This window comes from Photobacterium swingsii (genome assembly GCF_024346715.1).
GTDB classification, from domain to species: Bacteria; Pseudomonadota; Gammaproteobacteria; order Enterobacterales; family Vibrionaceae; genus Photobacterium; species Photobacterium swingsii.
Genome location: NZ_AP024853.1, coordinates 1,482,743 through 1,502,590, shown reverse-complemented (window position 1 = coordinate 1,502,590; position 19,848 = coordinate 1,482,743). Strand labels below are relative to the sequence as shown.

Here is a 19,848-nt window from a genome sequence, read left to right as displayed (position 1 = left end):
TGATTTTTAACTCATGACACTTTTTACACCGGATATTTTCAGAAAGCCGCACTTTTCACACCGAATGCGAGTACTCGCCCCTTTTTACTCATGATTGCTCGATGGCATCACGGTTTTGAAGGTAAATGTCGTAGTTCTAGAGTTCACTTAGGGGCCGTTGTAAATTATCTAGAAAAGCTAACCTTAATCGAAAATTTACCCCGCACAATATAAGTGATAGCTATCACTCCAACAGCATTAAAGAAGCTCAAATCAGGTAAGGTGGGATGAATACTGGACACCAGGCCATTCCATACAACAACGAGAATGATTGAATTAAGAACGATATTGATGCTCATAACGAGTAGGCTCGTCATACCAAATGCAATCAACGCTTCTTTAATTTTCATCTTTGCCTCACTTCACATTTAGCTCGAACATATAAAACAGTGGACGCTTTCACCCCTCAGCTCGTCGCAATCCTTCTAAGCACTTCACTTGTTTCAACAGCTGTAGCCAAAAGTCATCAATAGTTTCACGTGCATCATCGTCATTAACGAAAGAATACGAGAACTGAACCTTCGACGGTTTAAATCCATCACTGCAGGTTTGGTGTACACACAATTGAAATGCACATTGGAGGCTAAACAAGTCCGATTGCTTGGGGAGCGAGTACATAACCCTTCGAACCTCTTCATCTCGATAAAAGGCGACTGATAGGGCTAACAGACGAAAGTTATACCAATGTGTAATGAGCTGACTTTGGCTGACATAGAGCCCGTATTCATGCATCACCAGCGTTAAATCAAAACCAGTAGGTACTCTTAGTTCATGCTCAAGATGTAAAATATTGGGTATATCCATACTAGCCCTCCATTAATTTGCTATTTTTCAAACTGGAGCAATACTGTGTATAAATACAGTGTAGATCTAATTTCTGAGGTTAGAGTCAAATGGCTAGATATCACAACCACCAAATCAAATTAACACCAAGATATATTGAGGCGATTCACGAACTGTTAGAAGCCGAACTCGAGATGATGCAAGAGCAAGATAAAGACTATAGCGACTGCTGGTCTTGGGGCATCTGCACTATCGGCAATTTTTCAAAACCAAACCATCTTTATCTTACATTTGGTGATGAAGAATCGAGGCCGAAGGGTATGAGCCAGGATACCTGTGTTCGAGAAGGTGATTAACAGCACAATCTAAGGTAACTCTAGATAATCTAACCCAATACTGCCGCCATAATTAAGCGAGGCTCTCACATGAAACATATAGTACTAAACCGAATTAAAACCCCTGACAACACAATCTTGATTAGCCGACATCGTCACGATTATGTCACTTACGTTGATAAGAATGGAGAGACCTACATGGTAGACGGGGGGACGGACGAGCTACGACGCAACGTTAATACTGAGCCATTTGAGGAGCTATCCATCTACTCTGATGCGCCTCATCATGAAATTAGGCAAGGTTTCTTTTGGGGAAAACGAGGCAAAGACGGTAATCAACCTGTCGAATTCAAGCCTCTAAAAACTCTTGATACCGATCATATTGAGGCCATTATTCAAACACAAAAAAATCAGCCTCGCTGGAGAATTGAAATATTCAAAGCGGAATTGGCATTTCGCAAGAAAAGCAGTTAATGATGTTCACTAAGAAATAGCTCTAGGTACCTCAACGGCCTGACATTACGACTACAAACTATTTAGCCTCAAACTTAAAGTAAGCTGCTAATTTAAGAAAAGGTACGAGCAAGCACTGCAGCCTGCAGACGTACAATATAAGCATATGGTACTACCGTCCTCCGATTCGGTTCCCACCTCAGAGAGCTCGAATAATGGCTAAGCTGCTTTATTAAAGTAGAAGAGCCCTCTACAGCTTAGCATTACTGCTATTTCAAACAGTGTATACAAAAATATTGTATTGAGATCAGTAAACGACTGTACTTTTTCTCAATCTGCATATCAGCTTTATTACAATTCAGTTTGTCGAGATCGACGTCAACACGTCTTTGGACAGAAACGTGTCAGTGATTTACCTAACTTAGCAAAATGCGGATTAGTTGAGGTATGGCATAGTTTCAATTAACAGAAGGTAAGATCTGATGTTTTTACGATGGTACTTGGAGCCACTATGTGGAGTCAGATATATCGCTGTTGGTAGAGCTGTCGATCTATTGAACGTACGTTCGTCACATTCTCACAAAGCGATGTTCCCTGATAGTTGAAGTCTTTTACCATAGTACCAATTACATCAGTATGAAACACCGAATTAATAACGAGGCAATGTGGTGAAATTTCCAACGTTTGACTATCGAGCATGGTACAAAACCGATGTAGACTCAATGGAGCAGGTCAAAGCACTATTTTTCAATGAAAAGCCATACAACGATTTTTACTATCGTGGGATGGCTAACTATGACTTTATTTGCATTTCAACGTTTTACCGCTATTTCATCAATAGCCGCAAGCTAGATTGGCGAGAGGTTGATGTAGGCTTTAATTCAATGGTTGAGCTACCTGAAATCGACGAAGATGAATACAAGAACCTCTCGTTTAGCATCCTAGATGATTTCTACTCAAACCTGCTTTCCCTTGGTTCTAAAGAGATTTCTTATGAGTCAGTTGCTTACTTGGCGCAGCACTATGGCTTACCAACTGATCTGATTGATTTTAGCTATGATCCAAAGATCGCGTTGTATTTTGCTTGCTGTGAGATGCCAGAAAGTGATTGCAGCCTTTACATGTTCGATATCTATGCACACGTCAAGCGTATGATGGCTTTAGCTGGTCAGGGGCCAACGGCTAACATTGGTTACATGCTTAACGAAGATGATACGCATATGACCAATGAAGAACGAGCGCAAGCATTTAAAGACTACGGCACGACTTTAAGTAAAGACGGTGCCTCAACAGTGACACCAATCATTAAAGGCGATGATATTCGCTTTGGTGAGCGTATCATTAATCAGAAAGGAGCGTTCATCTATCATCGTAGCGAAGTTCCTATGGATCAGCTGATGTATACCGCTTCTAGTGATTCCTATTATCGTGGACGCAGAATCTATAAGATCGTCAAAGAACTAAAGCCACAAATTCTACAGGTTCTTGATGAATGCTTTGGTATTAACGAAGCATTTGTTTACCCATCAACTGATCTGAACTTTGAAATCATTGATAAGGCATCAGCTATGACCAAAGAAAAGTTCGAACTGTAAACAAATATTTTTGGATAAGTTATGTATCGTTCATGAATGACGTTTGGTAATAACAATGGTTGCTCTGTTTGGGTGAAAATAATTAACTGTATAAGGTTTGTAGTCCTTACTAACAAAGTAAGGACTAAGCACTGAGGCGTCATTTGTATTCGAAAAACAAGGTCAAATTCTGCAGAGATCTGTAAAGACTTATTCTGACATAACACATAAAGGGGCACTTCTGATTTACAAGGTGCCGACTGTGAAGGTTCTGGACAGAAGTTACTTAGAGCTTTTACCCTAAGCTCTAGTGTTCACATTAGGGTTTATAATAGACAACTCGATGCAATTACTCTAGAACCGAACTCACTAAAAAATGTCATATGTGTAACCCGCTTCCGACAACAAGCGAGTTACACTGTCTTTTTAATGACAAGTATTCAACTGTTATTTTCCTACACAACCAAAGCTTCAGTAGCTATGTCAGTTAATTCTTACTTTCAAGTAACTGTTGAGAGGGAACTTCTGCGAGCTGTCCTCTTTCTCTATATTCAGGTAACACATCATTAGATGAACGTTGGAGTAATTCACTACTATCAACAATTTTATCTACGATTTGAGCCGTTAGCTGATCGGTATGTACAGTTATTCTTTCTTTCGTTGCTAAGCTACTTGTAATTATTTTATCTTGTCTTACCGAAAGGTCAGCCAACGCTCGCTCTGAGTATGAAGTTTGATTGGCTATTAAACTATCAATTTTTTTAAAATAAAGCTTATGAGAAGGCGAATCTTCATCATATTTATTCAATTGTTCCAAAAGCTTAGGGAGCTTGTTTTCAGTAAACTCAATATCTCTTTGTTCAATTGACTTTTGAAGTTCGCAGTAAAATCTTTCTACTTCTCTGATTGTATCCATCGAACCTTGCTCTATTATTTTAAGCCTTTTTTCAGCAACATCATTAAAACGTTCTTGCATTGAGGTTATGATCTCACTCATCTGATTCAGACCATTAATTTTCGTGGCATTAAGTACTTCTTGAAACTTAGCCTCCTCCCTTAGAATTTCAAGTTTTGCTTCTTTCATTAAAATAATACGTTCTTGTTCTTTACCTGCAAGTTGGAGTTGAGTTTCTTTATCTATCTCAGCTATTTTAACTTTATCTGGATCGTAATTCCGATGTGATGATGAAGATAAGCTAGATGAATCAGAGCTATCATCAAAGAAATTGGAGACAGCATCAATAGCTCTTCCTCCCCAAGAAAGACATTTATCCCAAAAACTCATAATTTACACCTTCTCTACTGTTGTTTCATTTAACTCTTTGCGCATTTTAAACATCAAAGAACTATATTCCTTATCCCATTTTGCCGACATTTCTGAATGGGCTTTCGCATCATTGATAAAAGTAGAGTAATTTTGTAATCTTAATTGAGTAAAATCACCGATAACAGTTTTAGATATACCATCAAGATCTTTATCTCTGATAAAGTCCAATATTGTATCTATCGCCATATCAATCAAAGCATCGCTCCAATGAAATAACCATAATCGCTCTTCCACTTTTTCAAGAGAAAAAATAATGTCATGCAGTTGTTCTTGGAAGGTAACGGTATGTTTATAAAGCTCATTTTCAGATTCAAATTTTTCTTGTAAATGCCCATCAGGTTGAAATGCAAATTTTTGGTGAATGCTTTTTCTGTCACATAAATAAAAGTTATCGACTTTGTTTTTATATTGAGTAAGCAAATCAATAAGCTGAATAACTAAAGGCGTTGTAGTATTAAGGTTATGGTATACAAACGCGCCTTCAATCCCCTTTTCAATTAATGGCTGCAAGCACTGCTCAATTAACCATCGTTTGTCTGACCAATCAGAAAACCAAGCTTGCCAATGGATTTCTTCGATATCATCTTCTTCACATTCAAGTTTCAAATTTTCTTTTGAAACTGATTTGACCACTTTTAAGTCTTTTGACCACTCTCGTTCTGAATTAATTAATGAATTCACTAATGAGCGATTGTCTTCGTAAAATTCAATTCGTTTGAGTGAATCAGTGAGCATCGTTGCGCTATTTTCTGCAACTAAATCAAAGCTTGGTCTTGGCTCTGATGCAAACTGTCCGAGCTTAACTAAACCATTATCATCAGTATTTAAATCAAATAATTTTTTCTTAAGCGCATAACATTGCAATTTCATAGAAGCTAAATTAGCAATAGGAGTATTCATATCCATATTTAACCGCTCAAACATAAAAGTTTGGCGTTTTTCTAATAATTCATTTTCATTTTTTGTTAAATTTCCATCATGCTTGTACTTCCGTGAAAGATTGTAAGTGATCGCATTTCCTTCTGTGATAAGTTTATGCTGTCGTATTTGATATTCAGTTAACTTCGTTTGCAATAACTCACACCAATCAATTGTCGCATTTGCAAAACGTATCGGTGACATATCAATTTCATGGCAATTAAACTTTTTAAATGCCAAAAGATCCTGATACTTAAACCTAGATGAAAGTAGTTCTCTTTGCTGATGATTAATCGCATTAAGTTCATCCAGTCTAGCTTCAACTTCACTCAGTTGAAATATAAGATTAGGTAAATTAATTAATAATAACTCATAAAGGGGATATATTTTATGATTATCAAATATTGGCACGAATTTGTTCTTCAAAATAACTTTTAAAAAGTCTTCCCTCGCTTTTTGATCTAGTTTTGCAATAGCAACTTCTTTCTCTTTATCTGAGAACTTTTCAAAGCTTGGATCTAATTTATATTCATCAATAGCAAAGGATTTATTAACAAGGAAAAACTGTTTGCTCTGCAATTCTCCCTTAGTTTGAGCATCGATAGTCCAAGATCTATCAAATCTATTTTCAAAAATTATTTTTCTAGGCTTTTCTTGTTGAATTAAATTTAAATATATATTTTCTGTATGATTATCGGAATGGTTTCTCCATTCGTTTAGGATTATTAAGCAATCATTATAATTCAATATCGTATTTTGTTGATGGTTATATTTTGAAACAAAGTGAATATCATCATTTTTATATGCTAAACAAGGTAAATTATTACTTCCACTCCTGTTTACTTCATCACATATGGTTCTTAAATCAGAAGGGGTAGGGATTTCCCAACCTTTAAACGATAAATAATCAATGCTCTTTAATTCATCAGCCAATTGCTTTACTTCATCTTTATCAGCTAAATTCTCGCCAGTGAGTTCAACTTTAATCTTTGAGGTATCTAGCTTTTTTTCGGGCCATAAATAAGAGGTATCACGGTCAAATATGGCATGTGGCAGCTCTTTTAAGTAAAAATATTTCTGCTTAGAGATCGCCTCTAATACCTTTTGTTTAGGCATTTGGTCTGCAATGGCATCGATTTCACTCTGAATCTGACACCTCTCAACATTCAGAGCCTTAATTTTTGTCTCTAATTGATCGCTCACAGGTATAATCCCTTTATTTAAAGTCTAAACACCAATTGTTTGATGATAAAAATATTGTTTAAAATGCTCTAGATAGAGAATAGTCAGAGTTACGAATGCACTTCTGTAACTCTGACAAAGATTATCATAAACCTCATTTAAAACAATGAAATAGCTCTCACTGTCGCAACTAAGTAAGCATTTGCACTCATATAATATTTAACAAACAGGTGCATTTCCAGATATATGTTTAATATCAATACATTACACACAATGCAATATCTAAAATAGACGTGGAAGTTGTTTCTGTAATGTCAGAAATAGTGCAATAAACAGGTCAATCATATCTAGATTATCTTTAATAGAGTCAATTCAGACCGAGCTAAGTTCCGTCACTGCCCCCCTATCCCTACATTATAAAAAGCATGTTAAATTTAGCTCTGTAAACTTTGTAGTTGAGGTGCTATGGAGGCAAAAGTGCCTTAGTGCGATCGTTCAAGTTGCGCATGACCATTCAGATCGACTTTACTGGTAAGGAACTTCGATTTTGCAGGCTTTTGGGAGAAATCGAGCGTAGATAACTTAGGAAACCTTTTCATCCACGCATAAGCTCTAGGATCGAAAACCAGCATTAACAGCCTATGAATGAGTATTTAATCTAACACGAAAAGGGGCATTTTCAAGTTAGCTATTAAAGCTGAACCGCACTTTCCTCACGAAAACCACCTAAAAACCACTCAAACTGGAAACCGGAATTTCAGAAAATTCATCGATTTTTCATAAGTCATTTAAAAACAAACAGATAAGATAAAAAAGCCAGTCCAGTTTGGCCGGAAAGAATCCAGAACAGGACTGGAAACCACACAAAACAAAATTAAAACTCCCGTTTAGAACTTGATCATTTCAATAGTTCTTGTAATATTGAAGTTATGAACAGAGATAACGCTACGAAAATTTTTGAATCCCTTTCTTCTGGTGTGCGATTAGATGCATGGCGCCTATTAGTTAAAGCAGGAAGTAAGGGTCTAGTGGCTGGCGAAATGGCTACAGAGATGGGTGTAGCACCAAACTCATTGTCATTTCATTTAAAAGCCATGTTTCATGCGGGGTTAGTAACCGTAACCAAAGAAGGACGCTTTCAACGTTACCGCGCCGACATTCCTTTAATGCTGGATTTAATCGCATACATGACAGAAGAATGCTGTGAAAGTGAAGACAACACGGCTTGTTCTCCGCCTTCGGCTAACTCGATTTGTCCAAGCTGCGATCAAACATACGCGCAGGATAAGCACACTGAGTAGCACTTAGTAACACTCGCAAGCGCCTCTCTATAACAGAGCGGCACTTATATTCTCAAATTGTACTCTCCTTATCACTAAGGAGAGCGGATTCTCTCACCTTTCATTTACTGAAGGTTTTCACCTAAACGACAGTAAATAAATTCAAGGAACATAACATGGGTATTTTCGAACGCTTTTTAAGTGTATGGGTCGGCCTAGGTATGATTGTCGGCCTTTTTGCTGGAATACTATTTCCCGACACATTTCTCGCTTTGGGTGATCTCCAGTACGCACAAATCAACTTAGTGATTGCTGTACTTATTTGGTTAATGATTTATCCGATGATGATGCAGGTTGATTTCACTTCGGTAAAAAACGTTCACCGTCGCCCTAAAGGGTTAATCATAACCGTTGTGGTGAACTGGTTGATCAAGCCTTTCTCTATGGCGCTGCTTGCTATGTTGTTCATGCGTTATATTTTTGGCCCGTGGATCAGCCCAGAGCTTGGCGATCAATACATTGCAGGCATGATCTTACTGGGTGTCGCACCTTGTACTGCTATGGTGTTTGTATGGAGCCAGCTCACCAAGGGCGATGCGAACTACACCCTAGTACAAGTGTCGATTAACGATTTGATCATGGTTGTTGCTTTCGCGCCACTAGCCGCATTTTTACTAGGCGTAACAGATGTGACCGTTCCTTGGGATACCCTGATCTTGTCGGTTTCACTGTTTGTCGTAGTGCCTTTAGTCGCAGGTGTTATTACTCGCCGCGTAGTGAATAATCAAACTAAGCTCGATAAACTTGGCGCGACATTAAAGCCATTTTCGATTGTGGGTTTGGTAGGCACTGTGATTTTACTATTTGGCTTTCAAGCACAAACCATTATCGAGAACCCGTTAGACATCGTACTCATCGCTGTCCCTCTATTAATTCAGACGTACCTGATCTTTGCTGTGACGTATATTTGGATGAAAAAATGGGGGCAACCGCACCAAGTCGCGGCACCTGGTGCCATGATAGGAGCATCAAACTTCTTTGAGCTTGCTGTTGCCGTGGCTATCAGCCTATTTGGTATCCATTCAGGTGCGGCGTTAGCAACGGTTGTTGGCGTCTTGGTTGAAGTACCTGTGATGCTATCACTGGTTGCTTATGCGAATAAAACACGTGCAGATTTTGCTATTAATGAAGCCACAAGTTAATCGCTAGCTATTGTAGACCAAACTGAAATGAAAAAACGGCTTACCACCTAGATGATGAGCCGTTTTAGTTTCAAACAAGCAGAGCTGTTTGACAGAAATAGGTTACTGCTCACAGCGTGCTGAAGTACCAAATCTTAAAACTGAGTAGACTCACAATCGTAATAGTTCGCTTGTGCATCTCTTAAAATAGTCACTGGCACACCCATTACTGACACTTCAGATGGGATATCTAAGTGGACGTAATTAGCACCTAGCTTGACTGCCGGCTCTAATACTTCACCCACTAACCGCTCCATACCAAGATTTGGGGTTGCACGATCTGTGATTTTCCATTCACGTACTTCGTTAAGTAGCAATTTACATTGCATTGCTTCTTTAGGTACCGCTTGACCGATCAAAACTTCCGTGCCGTTTTCACTGGTGTAACTTTCAACCAAACTCTCAGCAATGCTTGAACAACCTGCAGTTACTGCTAATACACTACCAATTAATAACGCTTTTTTAAGTTGCTTCATGATCTGCTCTTATAATGTTTAACAACAAACCTATAATACAGTGTTCATTTATCAATAATCAACAGGTTTGATGAAAAACATTATAAACTCTATTTGAACTGTTCCCTTAGCCAAGCGCGTAGCATTAGGGCTGTTTCACGTCGCAACTTATCTGGAGGACAAACAAAGTAATAATCTTGATAAGGATTTAGGACTGACGGGCCTATTTCGGCTAATACGCCATGGGTAATGTCATCACGGACAAACTGCCGATGGGTGATCAATACCCCCAACCGTCGTATTGTGGCTTGCACAGCTTGAATTGATGCCGAAAAGGTTAAGTTGTTTTGTTGAAGTGGTAATTCGATACCATTCGCTTCGCACCAGACCTGCCAGTCATGTTTGCGTCTGTCATTCGTGACAAAAATAGGCGGGAAGTGGCTAAGTAGCCGTTTAGCGGAATCAATTAAGTGAGGGCTTTTCAGTGCTTTTTTTAATGGTGGCGAGGTTGCTAACTCGATCAGCTGCGGGCTGCACACCATGATCAGCTCATCATCACCCAGCTTTTCGCAATAATAATCTTCCCATTCGTTCGGCTTGCCATGAATAAGGGCAATATCGACGCCTTCTCGTTCAAGTTCAAAGCTTCCCAAAATATTAGAGATACGAACATCTAACTCAGGCATGGCTTGCTGAAAATCTGGCACTCGTGGAATCCACCAATGCAGCGCGAGTGAATGCACCATATTGATGGTTAAATGCTTATCATGGTGGATATCAACCAGCTCTTCAGTGGCCTCTACGATTTGCTCCAATGCGGGTGCTACCTTTCGGTAATACTTCCTTCCGGCTTGATTAAGCTCGACTCGCCGCCCCGTTCGATTAAATAGTGGCTGACCGATCTGCTTCTCCAGCGCCTTTATCGCTTGGCTGATCGCCGAATGGCTCACACAAAGCACATCAGCCGCTTCGGTCATGCTGCCCATTTCAGCGACAGCAACAAAGGCATAAATTGATTTAAGCGGAACCAGCTTTCTCATCTGTAAGTTTTCCTAACATAGATGTTCACTATTATTCGCTTTTTCTCTGGTATCAGACCACGTAGCCTTACAACATAGCAGGAGAAAAGCATGACGACAGATTACCGCCCCACTTTATTTATGGTTGCCAGCACCTTTACCTTATCGCTCAATGGTGTGTTAGCGAAATGGCTCAGTCATACCTTCACCGCAGAGTGGTTAAGTTTTCTACGTTTTGCTATTCCAGCCATAATACTCTTCATATTCTTAGCTTTTCAACATTGGCAACTGCCACCACGTAATATGTGGAAAGGCTTATTGATCCGTGCTCTTTGCATTTCAGCAAGTCAGTGGTGTTTCTTATACGCAATTGATCATCTGACGCTAGTCGAAACCGTGGTGCTATTCAGCACGGGACCTTTGTTTATTCCCTTGTTAGAAAAACTGTTCTTTAATACATCGATTAAACCGGCAACCTTTCTTAACCTTACCTTGATGTTTATTGGTGTGATGCTACAGGCTGGCAACCCACAGGGGTTTGAATTAAAACCTGAATTACTGATTGGTTTAGCGGCGGGGATATTTAATGCAGGATCACAACTTAGCTTATACCGTGCCAGTAAAGGCAGTTTGTCGCCTTCAGCCTTAAATGCGTGGACATTTAGTCTAGCGGCGCTCATTTTATTACCTTTAGTTGCAACAAGCGCAGTACCCAGTCAGGAAGTCTTTATGCATATTGCGCCTTGGCTACAAATTGGCGAACTTGGAGGTCTAACAACTCATGTCAGTACCTTTGCTGTCCCCGCCATGCTGTTACTTCTGGCACTATGTATTATCAACACACAAGTCATGCGGGCAAAAGCATACCGATTGGCCGAGTCAGGATCTCAACTGGCACCGCTTATTTTTACCAACTTACTGTTTACTGTTGTTTGGCAAGTCACCTTATTTGAACAAGCAATGCCATGGAACAAAGTGGCAGGGGTCAGCATCATCGTATTTGCAAGCTTACTGCATACCTTCCTACCTATCATGAAGAAACGCGTTACGCTCGATCCCGCTCGTTAATACTGCTACTGTTTTGATAATACAGATGAAAGGAAGCATCTTATGTCACTACTTAGCGCCACCAGCTTCACCAATATGGCTCGCCTTACGCTAGCAGCAAGCCTTATCTATGTCGGTTACAGCATCAGCCAATTTGGCCAAAACCTGAGTCAACTTGCTCCTCTCATTGATGAAATTCAGCAAGCTCAACAGCAAGTGCCTGACATTTTAGAGCGGGTCGATGCCATAACAGCACAAATCCCAGAAGTGCTTGAACACGTCGATGCGATCAACCAGAGTATCCCACCCATTTTGCAACGGGTGGACGACGTTACCACTCAAATCCCACTCATTTTGGCGCAAGTGGATGCAGTCGAAAAACAAATACCACCTATTTTGGCGGAATCAAAGCAACTTCGCCAGCAAGTACCTGCAGTATTAAAACGGGTTGATTCAACCAACAAAAGTATTGCGGGCGTATCTAGCCAAATCCCCGCAATATTAGATGAAAGTGAAGCAATTCGTGCAGATGCCCCCGTATTGCTCGCTGATGCTCAGCAACTCGTCAATGATGTCGAAACGGTGGGACAGCAGGCGTCTGAAGGTTTTGTCTCAGGTGTGTTTACCGGTATCCTTAAAGCGCCACTTTCCATTTTACCTGACGGTACACCGCTATTTTCTCGTACATCACTATCAGAAAAAGACGAAAAAATGATGAACGAAACAGTCAGCGAGTTGCTTGCAACTAACCAATTAGGCAGCAAAAAAACCTGGTTTAATAGCGCGACTCAAATTGGAGGCGAGATAACGCTCTTTGCCTCTCAGCAAGATCCTGCGCAATGTCGAGTGCTAAAAATAGAGCTCAGTAAAAAGCGCCGTCAACTCGAATCACGAGCAACAGAGCTGTGTAAAAATAATCAAGGAAAGTGGATGCCAAAGAATTCGTAAGACAAATGCATTTCCCTATACAAACAAGCACCCTATGCGGTGCTTGTTTCATTCCTGCTGGTGATTTATCCTCAAGACACAGTTACATTCAGTGGAAAAACGAAGGGAAATTATGAAAAGTTCGCATACATACCCAATTGGTACTCCAGGCCAAAAATGGGGTGATGAAGAAAAAGCACAATGGCGAGCACAAGTGACGGTTAAGCGCTCTTACCAAGATGATGTTGTGACAAAAATTAACGCACTCGAAGACCGCTTTGATCTGACCCAATATGGCGCACTGTCTTACGATGCTGAACGCTTTCCCCTGCTTTCACTGAAAACGAAAAACTGGGATACCTCAAAGCCAACTGTTTTGATCTCTGGTGGTGTTCACGGCTACGAAACCAGTGGTGTTCATGGCGCGCTTCAGTTCCTAGACACACATGCGGAGCAATACAGCGATACATTTAATATTGTAGTGGCACCTTGTGTCAGCCCTTGGGGTTACGAAACCATCAACCGCTGGAATCCACTCGCTATCGATCCTAACCGCTCTTTCTTCGCCGATAGCCCAGCAGAAGAATCAGCCGCGCTAATGCAATTAGCGGACTCTTTAGGTGATGTGCTAGTACATATCGACCTTCACGAAACCACAGACACTGACGAAGAAGAATTCCGCCCAGCACTGTCTGCACGTGATGGTAAAGAATACATCGAAGACAGCGTACCAGATGGCTTCTACACGGTGGGCGACACTGAAAACCCACAAGCCGACTTCCAAAAAGCCGTAATTGATTCTGTTCGCCGTGTTACACACATCGCGCCACCAGACAGTGAAGGCAAGATCATTGGTGAAAAGATTGAGCAAGAGGGCGTGATCAACTACCCAATGAAGGCACTGAGCCTGTGTAATGGCATTACTGACTGTACTTACGGTACAACTACCGAAGTCTACCCAGACAGCGCACTGGTAACAGATCAAGATTGTAATAACGCCCAAGTTGCTGCGATTACAGGTGCACTTGATTACGTAAAAACACGTATCTAGCCTTATAACTTTCTCTATAAGAACAAAAAGGCAGTGACGATTAATCCTCACTGCCTTTTCTTTTGATGACAACACCTGCGCGCTAAAACACACTAGAAAAGCACGTCACTAAACACAACTGCACCCAATAAACGCAGTGAGTACAATTTAGTGATCGAGATACAAGTAGTTCTGCCAGCTCTTCATCCGTATTAACACTTTACGCATAATCGAAACATGCTCAAAACTGTCTGAGTAAACTGCGATTTCAACATTGGTTCCTTGCGGTAATGCATAATGGGTAATGTCATCGAGCATACGCAGCTTCACCAGTGGCCGGCCTTGGCGATTTAACATGTCAGAACTGTATAGCGTCCCTTGCGCTTGTACTTGGCTTTCACCGATTGCAGGTAACACCTCCACCACTTCAGCTCGAAAGGTTTTCCCCGGTATCGCACGGAAAATCATGTCAGCCTTAAACCCCGGCTTTAAACGCAGTAACGAGTTTTGCCTAAAGGCACCCACGAAAAACTGTTCTTCTTGATGCACAAAGGTCATCACAGTTCGCAGTGGCATAGGTAGTGCCATCATTCCGGGGCGCAATGTGACTTGCGTTACATAACCCGCTGTTGGCGCATAAACCACAGTTTCATCCAAATCAAACTCCGCTTTACGCAGCATAGCTTGGACTTGCGCTGTGGTGGTATTCTCGCCCAAAATCTCAGATTCAAACGCCAATTTCGCTCGACGCTCTTCAGCGTTGGCCGCCTCTAATGTTGCTTCAGCACTTAAGTAAAACTGACGACGATTATCAACATCTGATTTTGTAAACGCGCCACGTTTGTAGCCTTTTTCATACCGTTTAAATTGTGCCAAGGTACGGTCACGTTCAGCTTTCGCTTTTGCAACACTGGCTTGGCTGGCTTTATAACCCGCTTCAAGTTCTAACACATCTTGCTCTGCTTCCGCCAACATGGCTCTTAAGCGGTTCACTTCGGCTTGGTATGGCGTAGGATCAATTTTAAATAAAACATCCCCTTTTTTAAGTAAGACATTTGCTTCAACAGGCACTTCCGTTACGCGCCCACGTACTCCCGGAATAATCGGTGTGCTAACAAAGAACTGCGTTCCTTGATTGGTATGAGGATGATTGTAATTCATCAAAAGAATTAACGTACCGATTAAGATAACCCCACCGAGTACGGCCGTCGGCACCGTCCACTTATTCAATGGAATATTAAAAGTCTTAAAAAGAAACACACACAATGCGGCGTATGTGAGGATTAAGAGTAAATCCATTACTTCTCCTCCCCTGTTTGGTCAGAGCCAGTCTGATTCTCTTGGGTATGCTCAGGCGGTTCCGAGCTCGACACCGGCTTAGGTGTGCCTTCAAGCGTAGCAATTTTGTGACTGAGTAATTCTACCTGAGCAGATAACGTATTGATTTGATGATGCAGCTCGTTCTGCTCTGCCTGAATTTTTTGAAAACCCCACCCACGATCTTTACGCCATAAGGTGGCCCATATCCATAAAAACGGCCAAAGCGCATGCAGGGTAAACAGGCTTACCCAACCCGCATAATGGATAGCATCTTGATGCGGATGATCCCGCTCTTTAGATATTTCATAAGGGATATCGTGAATGACAATAATGCCGTAAAACAACACTAATGCGACAAACACCAATAATCCAAGTGCAAAGTAATCTAAAAACATCTTTCCTCCCTAAAAGATGACAACCTATTTATTATTCTGTTATATCTCGCCTTCATTAAAACTAGCAGAATTCAAACGGAACTTATTAAATTACAATGCAAAATCAGTGGTCGCGCTGATTTGTATTAATCACATTTATTAACGATTAATTGTTCTATTGGAGCAGAGAAAGGAATACAGCCTCCCGGTAACTCTTTCTTTTCACCATTTTGTTGAAAACCATGATGCAGATAAAACGGTTCAGCATAGGTCGATGCATTAAGGCGAATAACTGCGGCAGGGTCGTCTTTATAGCGTTGTATCAGTGCCGACTGTAAAAGTGATGATGCAATACCTTGTCGATGATAAGCGGGATCGACAAATAAACAGCTCAAACGATTATCTGGTTTGAGTAAAACGACGCCAACAACCCGCTGTTTGTGACGGTATAACAAATAGATGTAGCCGCTAGGGATTAACAAGCTCTTTAGCCCTTCATCCACACAGCCAGCCACTAAGCTATCTGCTTCATCTTTAGAAACCGCAAGAGTCTGATGAATGGCTTGCTCAATAACATGAATAACAGCAGATAAATCATCACGCTGAACCGCTTCTATCATAAACATCCTTGTATACCATTGATGAAATGTATCTATCCGCAAGTCACTCGACTGGCGCAGCCCTGCTCTAATCAAAAGCCACAAGCGATTAAGACAGTTTTGTCTTTTTTGCTTGTCGGTATGGTGCAAACAGCACGCTGACATCGACTTTTGCATTAAGCTTGGCTGCTAATAAATACAAGCCACCTAATTTACGATGAAAAAATATCGCATCCGCAGGAGGTGTATGCCAATAACCTTTGTCCATACTGAGTGACGTACCTTCTTCTTTAATCCGCTTAGCGAGATCAGTATCACCAAAGTCATAGCACCCTTGATGCATTAATGGCTCACATGCTTGCTCACACAGGTTAATAACAGCTTGGCGTTGCTCGTCACGAATCGGCTGACTAAAAAAGCCAATACTGGCAAGTGCTGCATCCATCCGCTGCCGATCATTTTCCACCGCACCATTCATTAACTGCAGGTATCCTTCACTGATATACGCAGGATAGGTGCGAGTCGCGCCAAAATCTAATAAGACTAATTGCTTGGTATCACGGTTATATTGAAAGTTGGCAAAATTGGGATCCGTTTGGACCAATCGAAATTCAAAAATCTCCCGAAACAGCAAGGTAAAGGCTAATTCAATGACACGATCTCTTACTGCTTGTGGCGCGTGAACCAAGTTCTCTATAGCTTCCCCCTCAACAAAGCTCATCGCCAGAATATTGGGGGTGGTCAGATCATCGAACACATCAGGGATCAAAAAGTTGCTATCGTCCGCCAGTAAGCTAGCGTATTGGCGCAATAGCTTAGCCTCTAATAAATAATCGGCTTCGTCATGTAATTGCTTTTTAGCCTCTTCCAATAATCCTTGGTAATCCACTTCTTTCGGAATCAAGCCCGATACTCTTAACAGCGTCGCTACGTTATCAACATCACTTTCAATGCTCTCTCTAACCCCTGGGTATTGGATCTTAAGCGCTAAATACCGTCCATCTTTGGTATGGGCTGAATGCACCTGTCCAATAGAGGCCGCAGCTATCGGGTAAAAGGTAAATTGCTCAAAGGCATTTTGCCATTCAGGCTGCCATTCACTTTCCAGTACATGGTTGAGCTGGCTAATTGGCATTGGCTTAGCATCAGATCGTAAACGCGCGAGCAAATCTGTTAATTCTGGTGGCAATAAATCCCCCGCATCCATCGATAACAACTGCCCCACTTTCATGGCCGCACCACGTAATTGCGCCAATTGATCGGCCACCCGTTTGGCATTAGCGGGTGTTAATAACAAGTCGCTGGCTTTAGGCTTTTGTCCTTTCGCTATTTGACGCACGCCTTCGGCAACCATGCCACCAGCAACACGCGAAGCCAATGATCCCAATTTACTCATTCGAGATAAACGACTACGCGGTACTTTGGCATAAGATTTATCAGTATTTTTCATAGTATCTCGATTTCTGAGCGCTCTTAGTTTTCGGGGAAAAGGTGTTGTAGAAACATCGCATTATTGAATGACATGAACAAGAGAAGGTACGAAAGAAATGGAGATAGGGTTCAATTTTAACTAGTCAATGAACCCGTAATTACAGCGGAAGTTTGTCGTTAAAAACAGATAAGCACAATTTACAGCGATTAAATACCGACGCCGACTGAAAGGATAAAGGCATCATTGCTGATCCCTCCCATATCACGGTATTCATAGCCTAAGGTTAAATCAACAACAGGAATAAAAGTCAGAACAACGCCCGCCCCACCAGTGAAACCCCAACCTTTTTCCGTATTTTTTTGCCCAGCAAGTTCCCTATCAGCATTGTAATAGTTTGTGCCTGCTTTCGCGTAAAGCGAGCCTATTACGAACGGTAAATCGCCACGAAGCGTGATTGGGAAAGAGGTATAATCAATGTCGTTTTTTACCGACGCTAATTTCGAATCCACTTCTGCGCTACCTTGAACAAAGCCGGCATTAACACTGAAAATATCATTAATATGGTAGGTTGCATTAATGCCGTATTCGTAGCCATAATCGCTATTACCGTCGTATGAGATACGCGAAGCCCCTGCACTCGCTCCCACCGACACCCCTAATAAATCCGCAGATGCAGTAAAAGGTAACAGTACTAACAAACCTATGATGCCATTCCTTTTCATGCCATTCACTCCTTATTGATTCTTGATGATGGGATGTGACGGTACAACTTTACGTATCCCTGCCTTCAATCATTAGTCCAATTCGAACACTGCGCCAGTCTCTCTGGCAATTTGGATCACAGTTCAAACAATTTCGTTTTCGCGATAACACAACCTCCTTGAGGATTCTGCAAGGATTCACTCGCTGAAAGAAAACCTGAAAATCATGATAGAAAATGCAATTAGCTGTTAAAAAAAGCGTCAACCGGCATGCAATCCATTACAAAGTCACATTTCACTGAAAAACCTTACATTTGTCATTACATTACACAGCAATGGTTATTAGTCCTTAATTATCATAGTTATATGGAATATACGGTCACTCATACCGTTACAAAGTGGCTTAATAATAGAATACTTAGCAAACGATTACGCTCCCGATTTCAACACCAATAGTAATCAATAGGTGTTTTTCGCTTCGTGGTGAGGCAAAATGTGATCGTGATCGCGAGACATTAGTGCTTAGCTCTCTAAACTAGCCCTATATCGAACGGCAATAAACAAAAGGCCATTAGAGCTAAAAAGCCGTCAACATTTGTATTTTGTTATGCGACACACAACGAGGGTAAACACATGAGCGAGATTCTACTTGCGACCTTTGCAGGTTTCATCGTAGGCATATTTTTTACGGCAATTAAGCTTCCTCTTCCGGCGCCACCCGTGCTGCCAGGTATCATGGGGATTGTCGGTGTTTACCTAGGCGGTGTGGCGTATCAATCCATTGTTGAACGTTTCTTCTCTTAATTTGGTCTTTTAATTCAATTCAAATATTCCAGGAGTGAGCTATGGCTACCCCACATATTAATGCAGAACTTGGTGATTTCGCTGAAACAGTCCTAATGCCAGGCGATCCGCTACGTGCAAAACTGATTGCTGACACTTTCTTAGAAGATGTTAAGCAAGTCTGTGATGTACGCAATATGTTCGGCTACACAGGTACTTACAAAGGTAAGCGTATCTCTGTAATGGGCCACGGTATGGGTATCCCGTCTTGCTCTATCTACGCACATGAGCTAATCAAAGACTTTGGTGTTAAAAACATCATCCGTATCGGTAGCTGTGGTGCTGTACACGACGACGTTAAACTAATGGATGTGATCGTTGCTATGGGTGCATCGACAGATTCGAAAGTGAACCGTATCCGTCTAAGCAACCACGATTTTGCTGCCATTGCTGATTACGGTATTCTTGAAACAGCCGTTCATCATGCACGTGAGCAAAAAGTACCAGTACGCGTTGGTAACGTATTTACTGCAGATCTGTTCTACACCCCAGAAACTGAGCTATTCGCTAAAATGGAAAAGCTAGGCATCCTAGGTGTTGATATGGAAGCCGCTGGTATCTATGGTGTTGCTGCTGAATTGGGTGCTAAAGCACTAACAATTCTAACTGTATCTGACCACATCAAACGTGGTGAAAAACTAAGCTCTGATGATCGTCTTAAGTCGTTCAACGATATGATGAAAGTTGCCCTAGAAACGGCAATCAGCATCTAAGCAAGATACAATAATTTAGGTGGCGGTGTTTTCCCCGAGACATCGCTACCCCTTACAGCCAAAAACAATGAATACATAGCTAATACCAAACTGCTATTGGCACAGTTTCAGTGCAGTTTGTTATTAGTGCCCATAAGGAAGCTAAGGCCGTACCTTGTGCAAACAAGGTATTAGCAAGGTTGCTGCTCAATATTTTGTAAAATGTGGCGTCTTACACAATTTGATGAATAGAGTAAGCAAACTCTGATTTTGTTTA

General features: G+C 41.2%; 21 protein-coding genes. 10 read left to right on the top strand and 11 right to left on the bottom strand.

The annotated features are described in order from the left end of the window. Positions 1 to 164: 164 nt before the first annotated feature. Positions 165 to 389, bottom strand: a complete 225-nt coding sequence (locus OCU77_RS23840; protein WP_107302961.1) for a hypothetical protein — start codon at positions 387 to 389, stop codon at positions 165 to 167. 49 nt (positions 390 to 438) lie between these two features. Next, positions 439 to 843, bottom strand: a complete 405-nt coding sequence (locus tag OCU77_RS23835; protein ID WP_048901134.1) for a hypothetical protein — start codon at positions 841 to 843, stop codon at positions 439 to 441. An 89-nt stretch (positions 844 to 932) separates the two neighbouring features. Here OCU77_RS23835 and OCU77_RS23830 point away from each other — a divergent pair, with 89 nt between their 5' ends. The 3 genes from OCU77_RS23830 to OCU77_RS23820 all read left to right on the top strand — a co-directional run bounded on the left by OCU77_RS23830 (position 933) and on the right by OCU77_RS23820 (position 3,205). Then, positions 933 to 1,178, top strand: a complete 246-nt coding sequence (locus tag OCU77_RS23830) for a hypothetical protein (protein ID WP_107302962.1) — start codon at positions 933 to 935, stop codon at positions 1,176 to 1,178. 69 nt (positions 1,179 to 1,247) lie between these two features. After that, positions 1,248 to 1,631, top strand: a complete 384-nt coding sequence (locus OCU77_RS23825) for a hypothetical protein (protein WP_146156703.1) — start codon at positions 1,248 to 1,250, stop codon at positions 1,629 to 1,631. Between the two features lie 647 nt (positions 1,632 to 2,278). Beyond that, the gene (locus tag OCU77_RS23820) at positions 2,279 to 3,205 is read left to right on the top strand and encodes an FRG domain-containing protein (RefSeq protein WP_144414944.1); all 927 of its coding nucleotides are present in this window, start codon (positions 2,279 to 2,281) and stop codon (positions 3,203 to 3,205) included. Positions 3,206 to 3,671: 466 nt separating this feature from the next. Here the strand turns inward: OCU77_RS23820 and OCU77_RS23815 are convergent, their stop codons facing one another. Both OCU77_RS23815 and OCU77_RS23810 read right to left on the bottom strand, forming a co-directional pair. Continuing rightward, a complete protein-coding gene (locus OCU77_RS23815; RefSeq protein WP_107302963.1) occupies positions 3,672 to 4,469 on the bottom strand; it encodes a hypothetical protein in 798 nt (265 codons plus the stop codon). A 3-nt stretch (positions 4,470 to 4,472) separates the two neighbouring features. Further along, a complete protein-coding gene (locus tag OCU77_RS23810) occupies positions 4,473 to 6,632 on the bottom strand; it encodes a hypothetical protein (RefSeq protein WP_048900966.1) in 2,160 nt (719 codons plus the stop codon). 908 nt (positions 6,633 to 7,540) lie between these two features. Here OCU77_RS23810 and OCU77_RS23805 point away from each other — a divergent pair. Next, positions 7,541 to 7,912 (top strand): ArsR/SmtB family transcription factor, encoded by a 372-nt coding sequence (locus tag OCU77_RS23805; RefSeq protein WP_048900967.1) that lies wholly within the window; start codon positions 7,541 to 7,543, stop codon positions 7,910 to 7,912. Between the two features lie 155 nt (positions 7,913 to 8,067). Beyond that, positions 8,068 to 9,093 (top strand): ACR3 family arsenite efflux transporter, encoded by a 1,026-nt coding sequence (arsB, locus tag OCU77_RS23800; protein ID WP_107302964.1) that lies wholly within the window; start codon positions 8,068 to 8,070, stop codon positions 9,091 to 9,093. Between the two features lie 134 nt (positions 9,094 to 9,227). On the opposite strand, the gene OCU77_RS23795 is transcribed toward arsB, so the two are convergent. Together OCU77_RS23795 and OCU77_RS23790 are read right to left on the bottom strand one after the other, a co-directional pair. Beyond that, positions 9,228 to 9,608, bottom strand: a complete 381-nt coding sequence (locus OCU77_RS23795; protein WP_048900968.1) for a hypothetical protein — start codon at positions 9,606 to 9,608, stop codon at positions 9,228 to 9,230. Between the two features lie 89 nt (positions 9,609 to 9,697). Continuing rightward, positions 9,698 to 10,627 (bottom strand): LysR substrate-binding domain-containing protein, encoded by a 930-nt coding sequence (locus tag OCU77_RS23790; RefSeq protein WP_048900969.1) that lies wholly within the window; start codon positions 10,625 to 10,627, stop codon positions 9,698 to 9,700. A 90-nt stretch (positions 10,628 to 10,717) separates the two neighbouring features. Between OCU77_RS23790 and OCU77_RS23785 the strand changes: the two genes are divergently transcribed. The 3 genes from OCU77_RS23785 to OCU77_RS23775 all read left to right on the top strand — a co-directional run bounded on the left by OCU77_RS23785 (position 10,718) and on the right by OCU77_RS23775 (position 13,631). Then, complete coding sequence (locus OCU77_RS23785) at positions 10,718 to 11,674, top strand: DMT family transporter (RefSeq protein ID WP_048900970.1); 957 nt, start codon at positions 10,718 to 10,720, stop codon at positions 11,672 to 11,674. Positions 11,675 to 11,716: 42 nt separating this feature from the next. After that, positions 11,717 to 12,601, top strand: coding sequence for a hypothetical protein (locus tag OCU77_RS23780; protein ID WP_048900971.1), 885 nt, complete (start codon positions 11,717 to 11,719; stop codon positions 12,599 to 12,601). Positions 12,602 to 12,713: 112 nt separating this feature from the next. Then, the gene (locus OCU77_RS23775; RefSeq protein ID WP_048900972.1) at positions 12,714 to 13,631 is read left to right on the top strand and encodes a M14 family metallopeptidase; all 918 of its coding nucleotides are present in this window, start codon (positions 12,714 to 12,716) and stop codon (positions 13,629 to 13,631) included. Positions 13,632 to 13,778: 147 nt separating this feature from the next. Here OCU77_RS23775 and OCU77_RS23770 read toward each other — a convergent pair whose 3' ends face one another. The 5 genes from OCU77_RS23770 to OCU77_RS23750 form a co-directional block, all read right to left on the bottom strand. Then, the gene (locus tag OCU77_RS23770; RefSeq protein WP_048900973.1) at positions 13,779 to 14,909 is read right to left on the bottom strand and encodes an HlyD family secretion protein; all 1,131 of its coding nucleotides are present in this window, start codon (positions 14,907 to 14,909) and stop codon (positions 13,779 to 13,781) included. Next, positions 14,909 to 15,325 carry a DUF3302 domain-containing protein gene (locus tag OCU77_RS23765; protein ID WP_048900974.1) on the bottom strand — a complete coding sequence of 139 codons (417 nt, stop codon included), beginning with the start codon at positions 15,323 to 15,325 and terminating at the stop codon, positions 14,909 to 14,911. Before OCU77_RS23765 ends, OCU77_RS23770 begins: the two co-directional genes overlap by 1 nt. A gap of 125 nt (positions 15,326 to 15,450) precedes the next feature. Beyond that, positions 15,451 to 15,924, bottom strand: a complete 474-nt coding sequence (locus OCU77_RS23760; protein ID WP_048900975.1) for a GNAT family N-acetyltransferase — start codon at positions 15,922 to 15,924, stop codon at positions 15,451 to 15,453. A gap of 88 nt (positions 15,925 to 16,012) precedes the next feature. Next, the gene (locus OCU77_RS23755; protein ID WP_048900976.1) at positions 16,013 to 17,353 is read right to left on the bottom strand and encodes an ABC1 kinase family protein; all 1,341 of its coding nucleotides are present in this window, start codon (positions 17,351 to 17,353) and stop codon (positions 16,013 to 16,015) included. A gap of 188 nt (positions 17,354 to 17,541) precedes the next feature. After that, positions 17,542 to 18,057 (bottom strand): porin family protein, encoded by a 516-nt coding sequence (locus OCU77_RS23750; protein ID WP_048900977.1) that lies wholly within the window; start codon positions 18,055 to 18,057, stop codon positions 17,542 to 17,544. Positions 18,058 to 18,669: 612 nt separating this feature from the next. Between OCU77_RS23750 and OCU77_RS23745 the strand changes: the two genes are divergently transcribed. After that, positions 18,670 to 18,840: a XapX domain-containing protein gene (locus tag OCU77_RS23745; protein WP_048900978.1), complete on the top strand. Its 171-nt coding sequence runs from the start codon at positions 18,670 to 18,672 to the stop codon at positions 18,838 to 18,840. 41 nt (positions 18,841 to 18,881) lie between these two features. After that, positions 18,882 to 19,592, top strand: coding sequence for a purine-nucleoside phosphorylase (gene deoD / locus OCU77_RS23740; RefSeq protein ID WP_048900979.1), 711 nt, complete (start codon positions 18,882 to 18,884; stop codon positions 19,590 to 19,592). Positions 19,593 to 19,848: the final 256 nt, after the last annotated feature.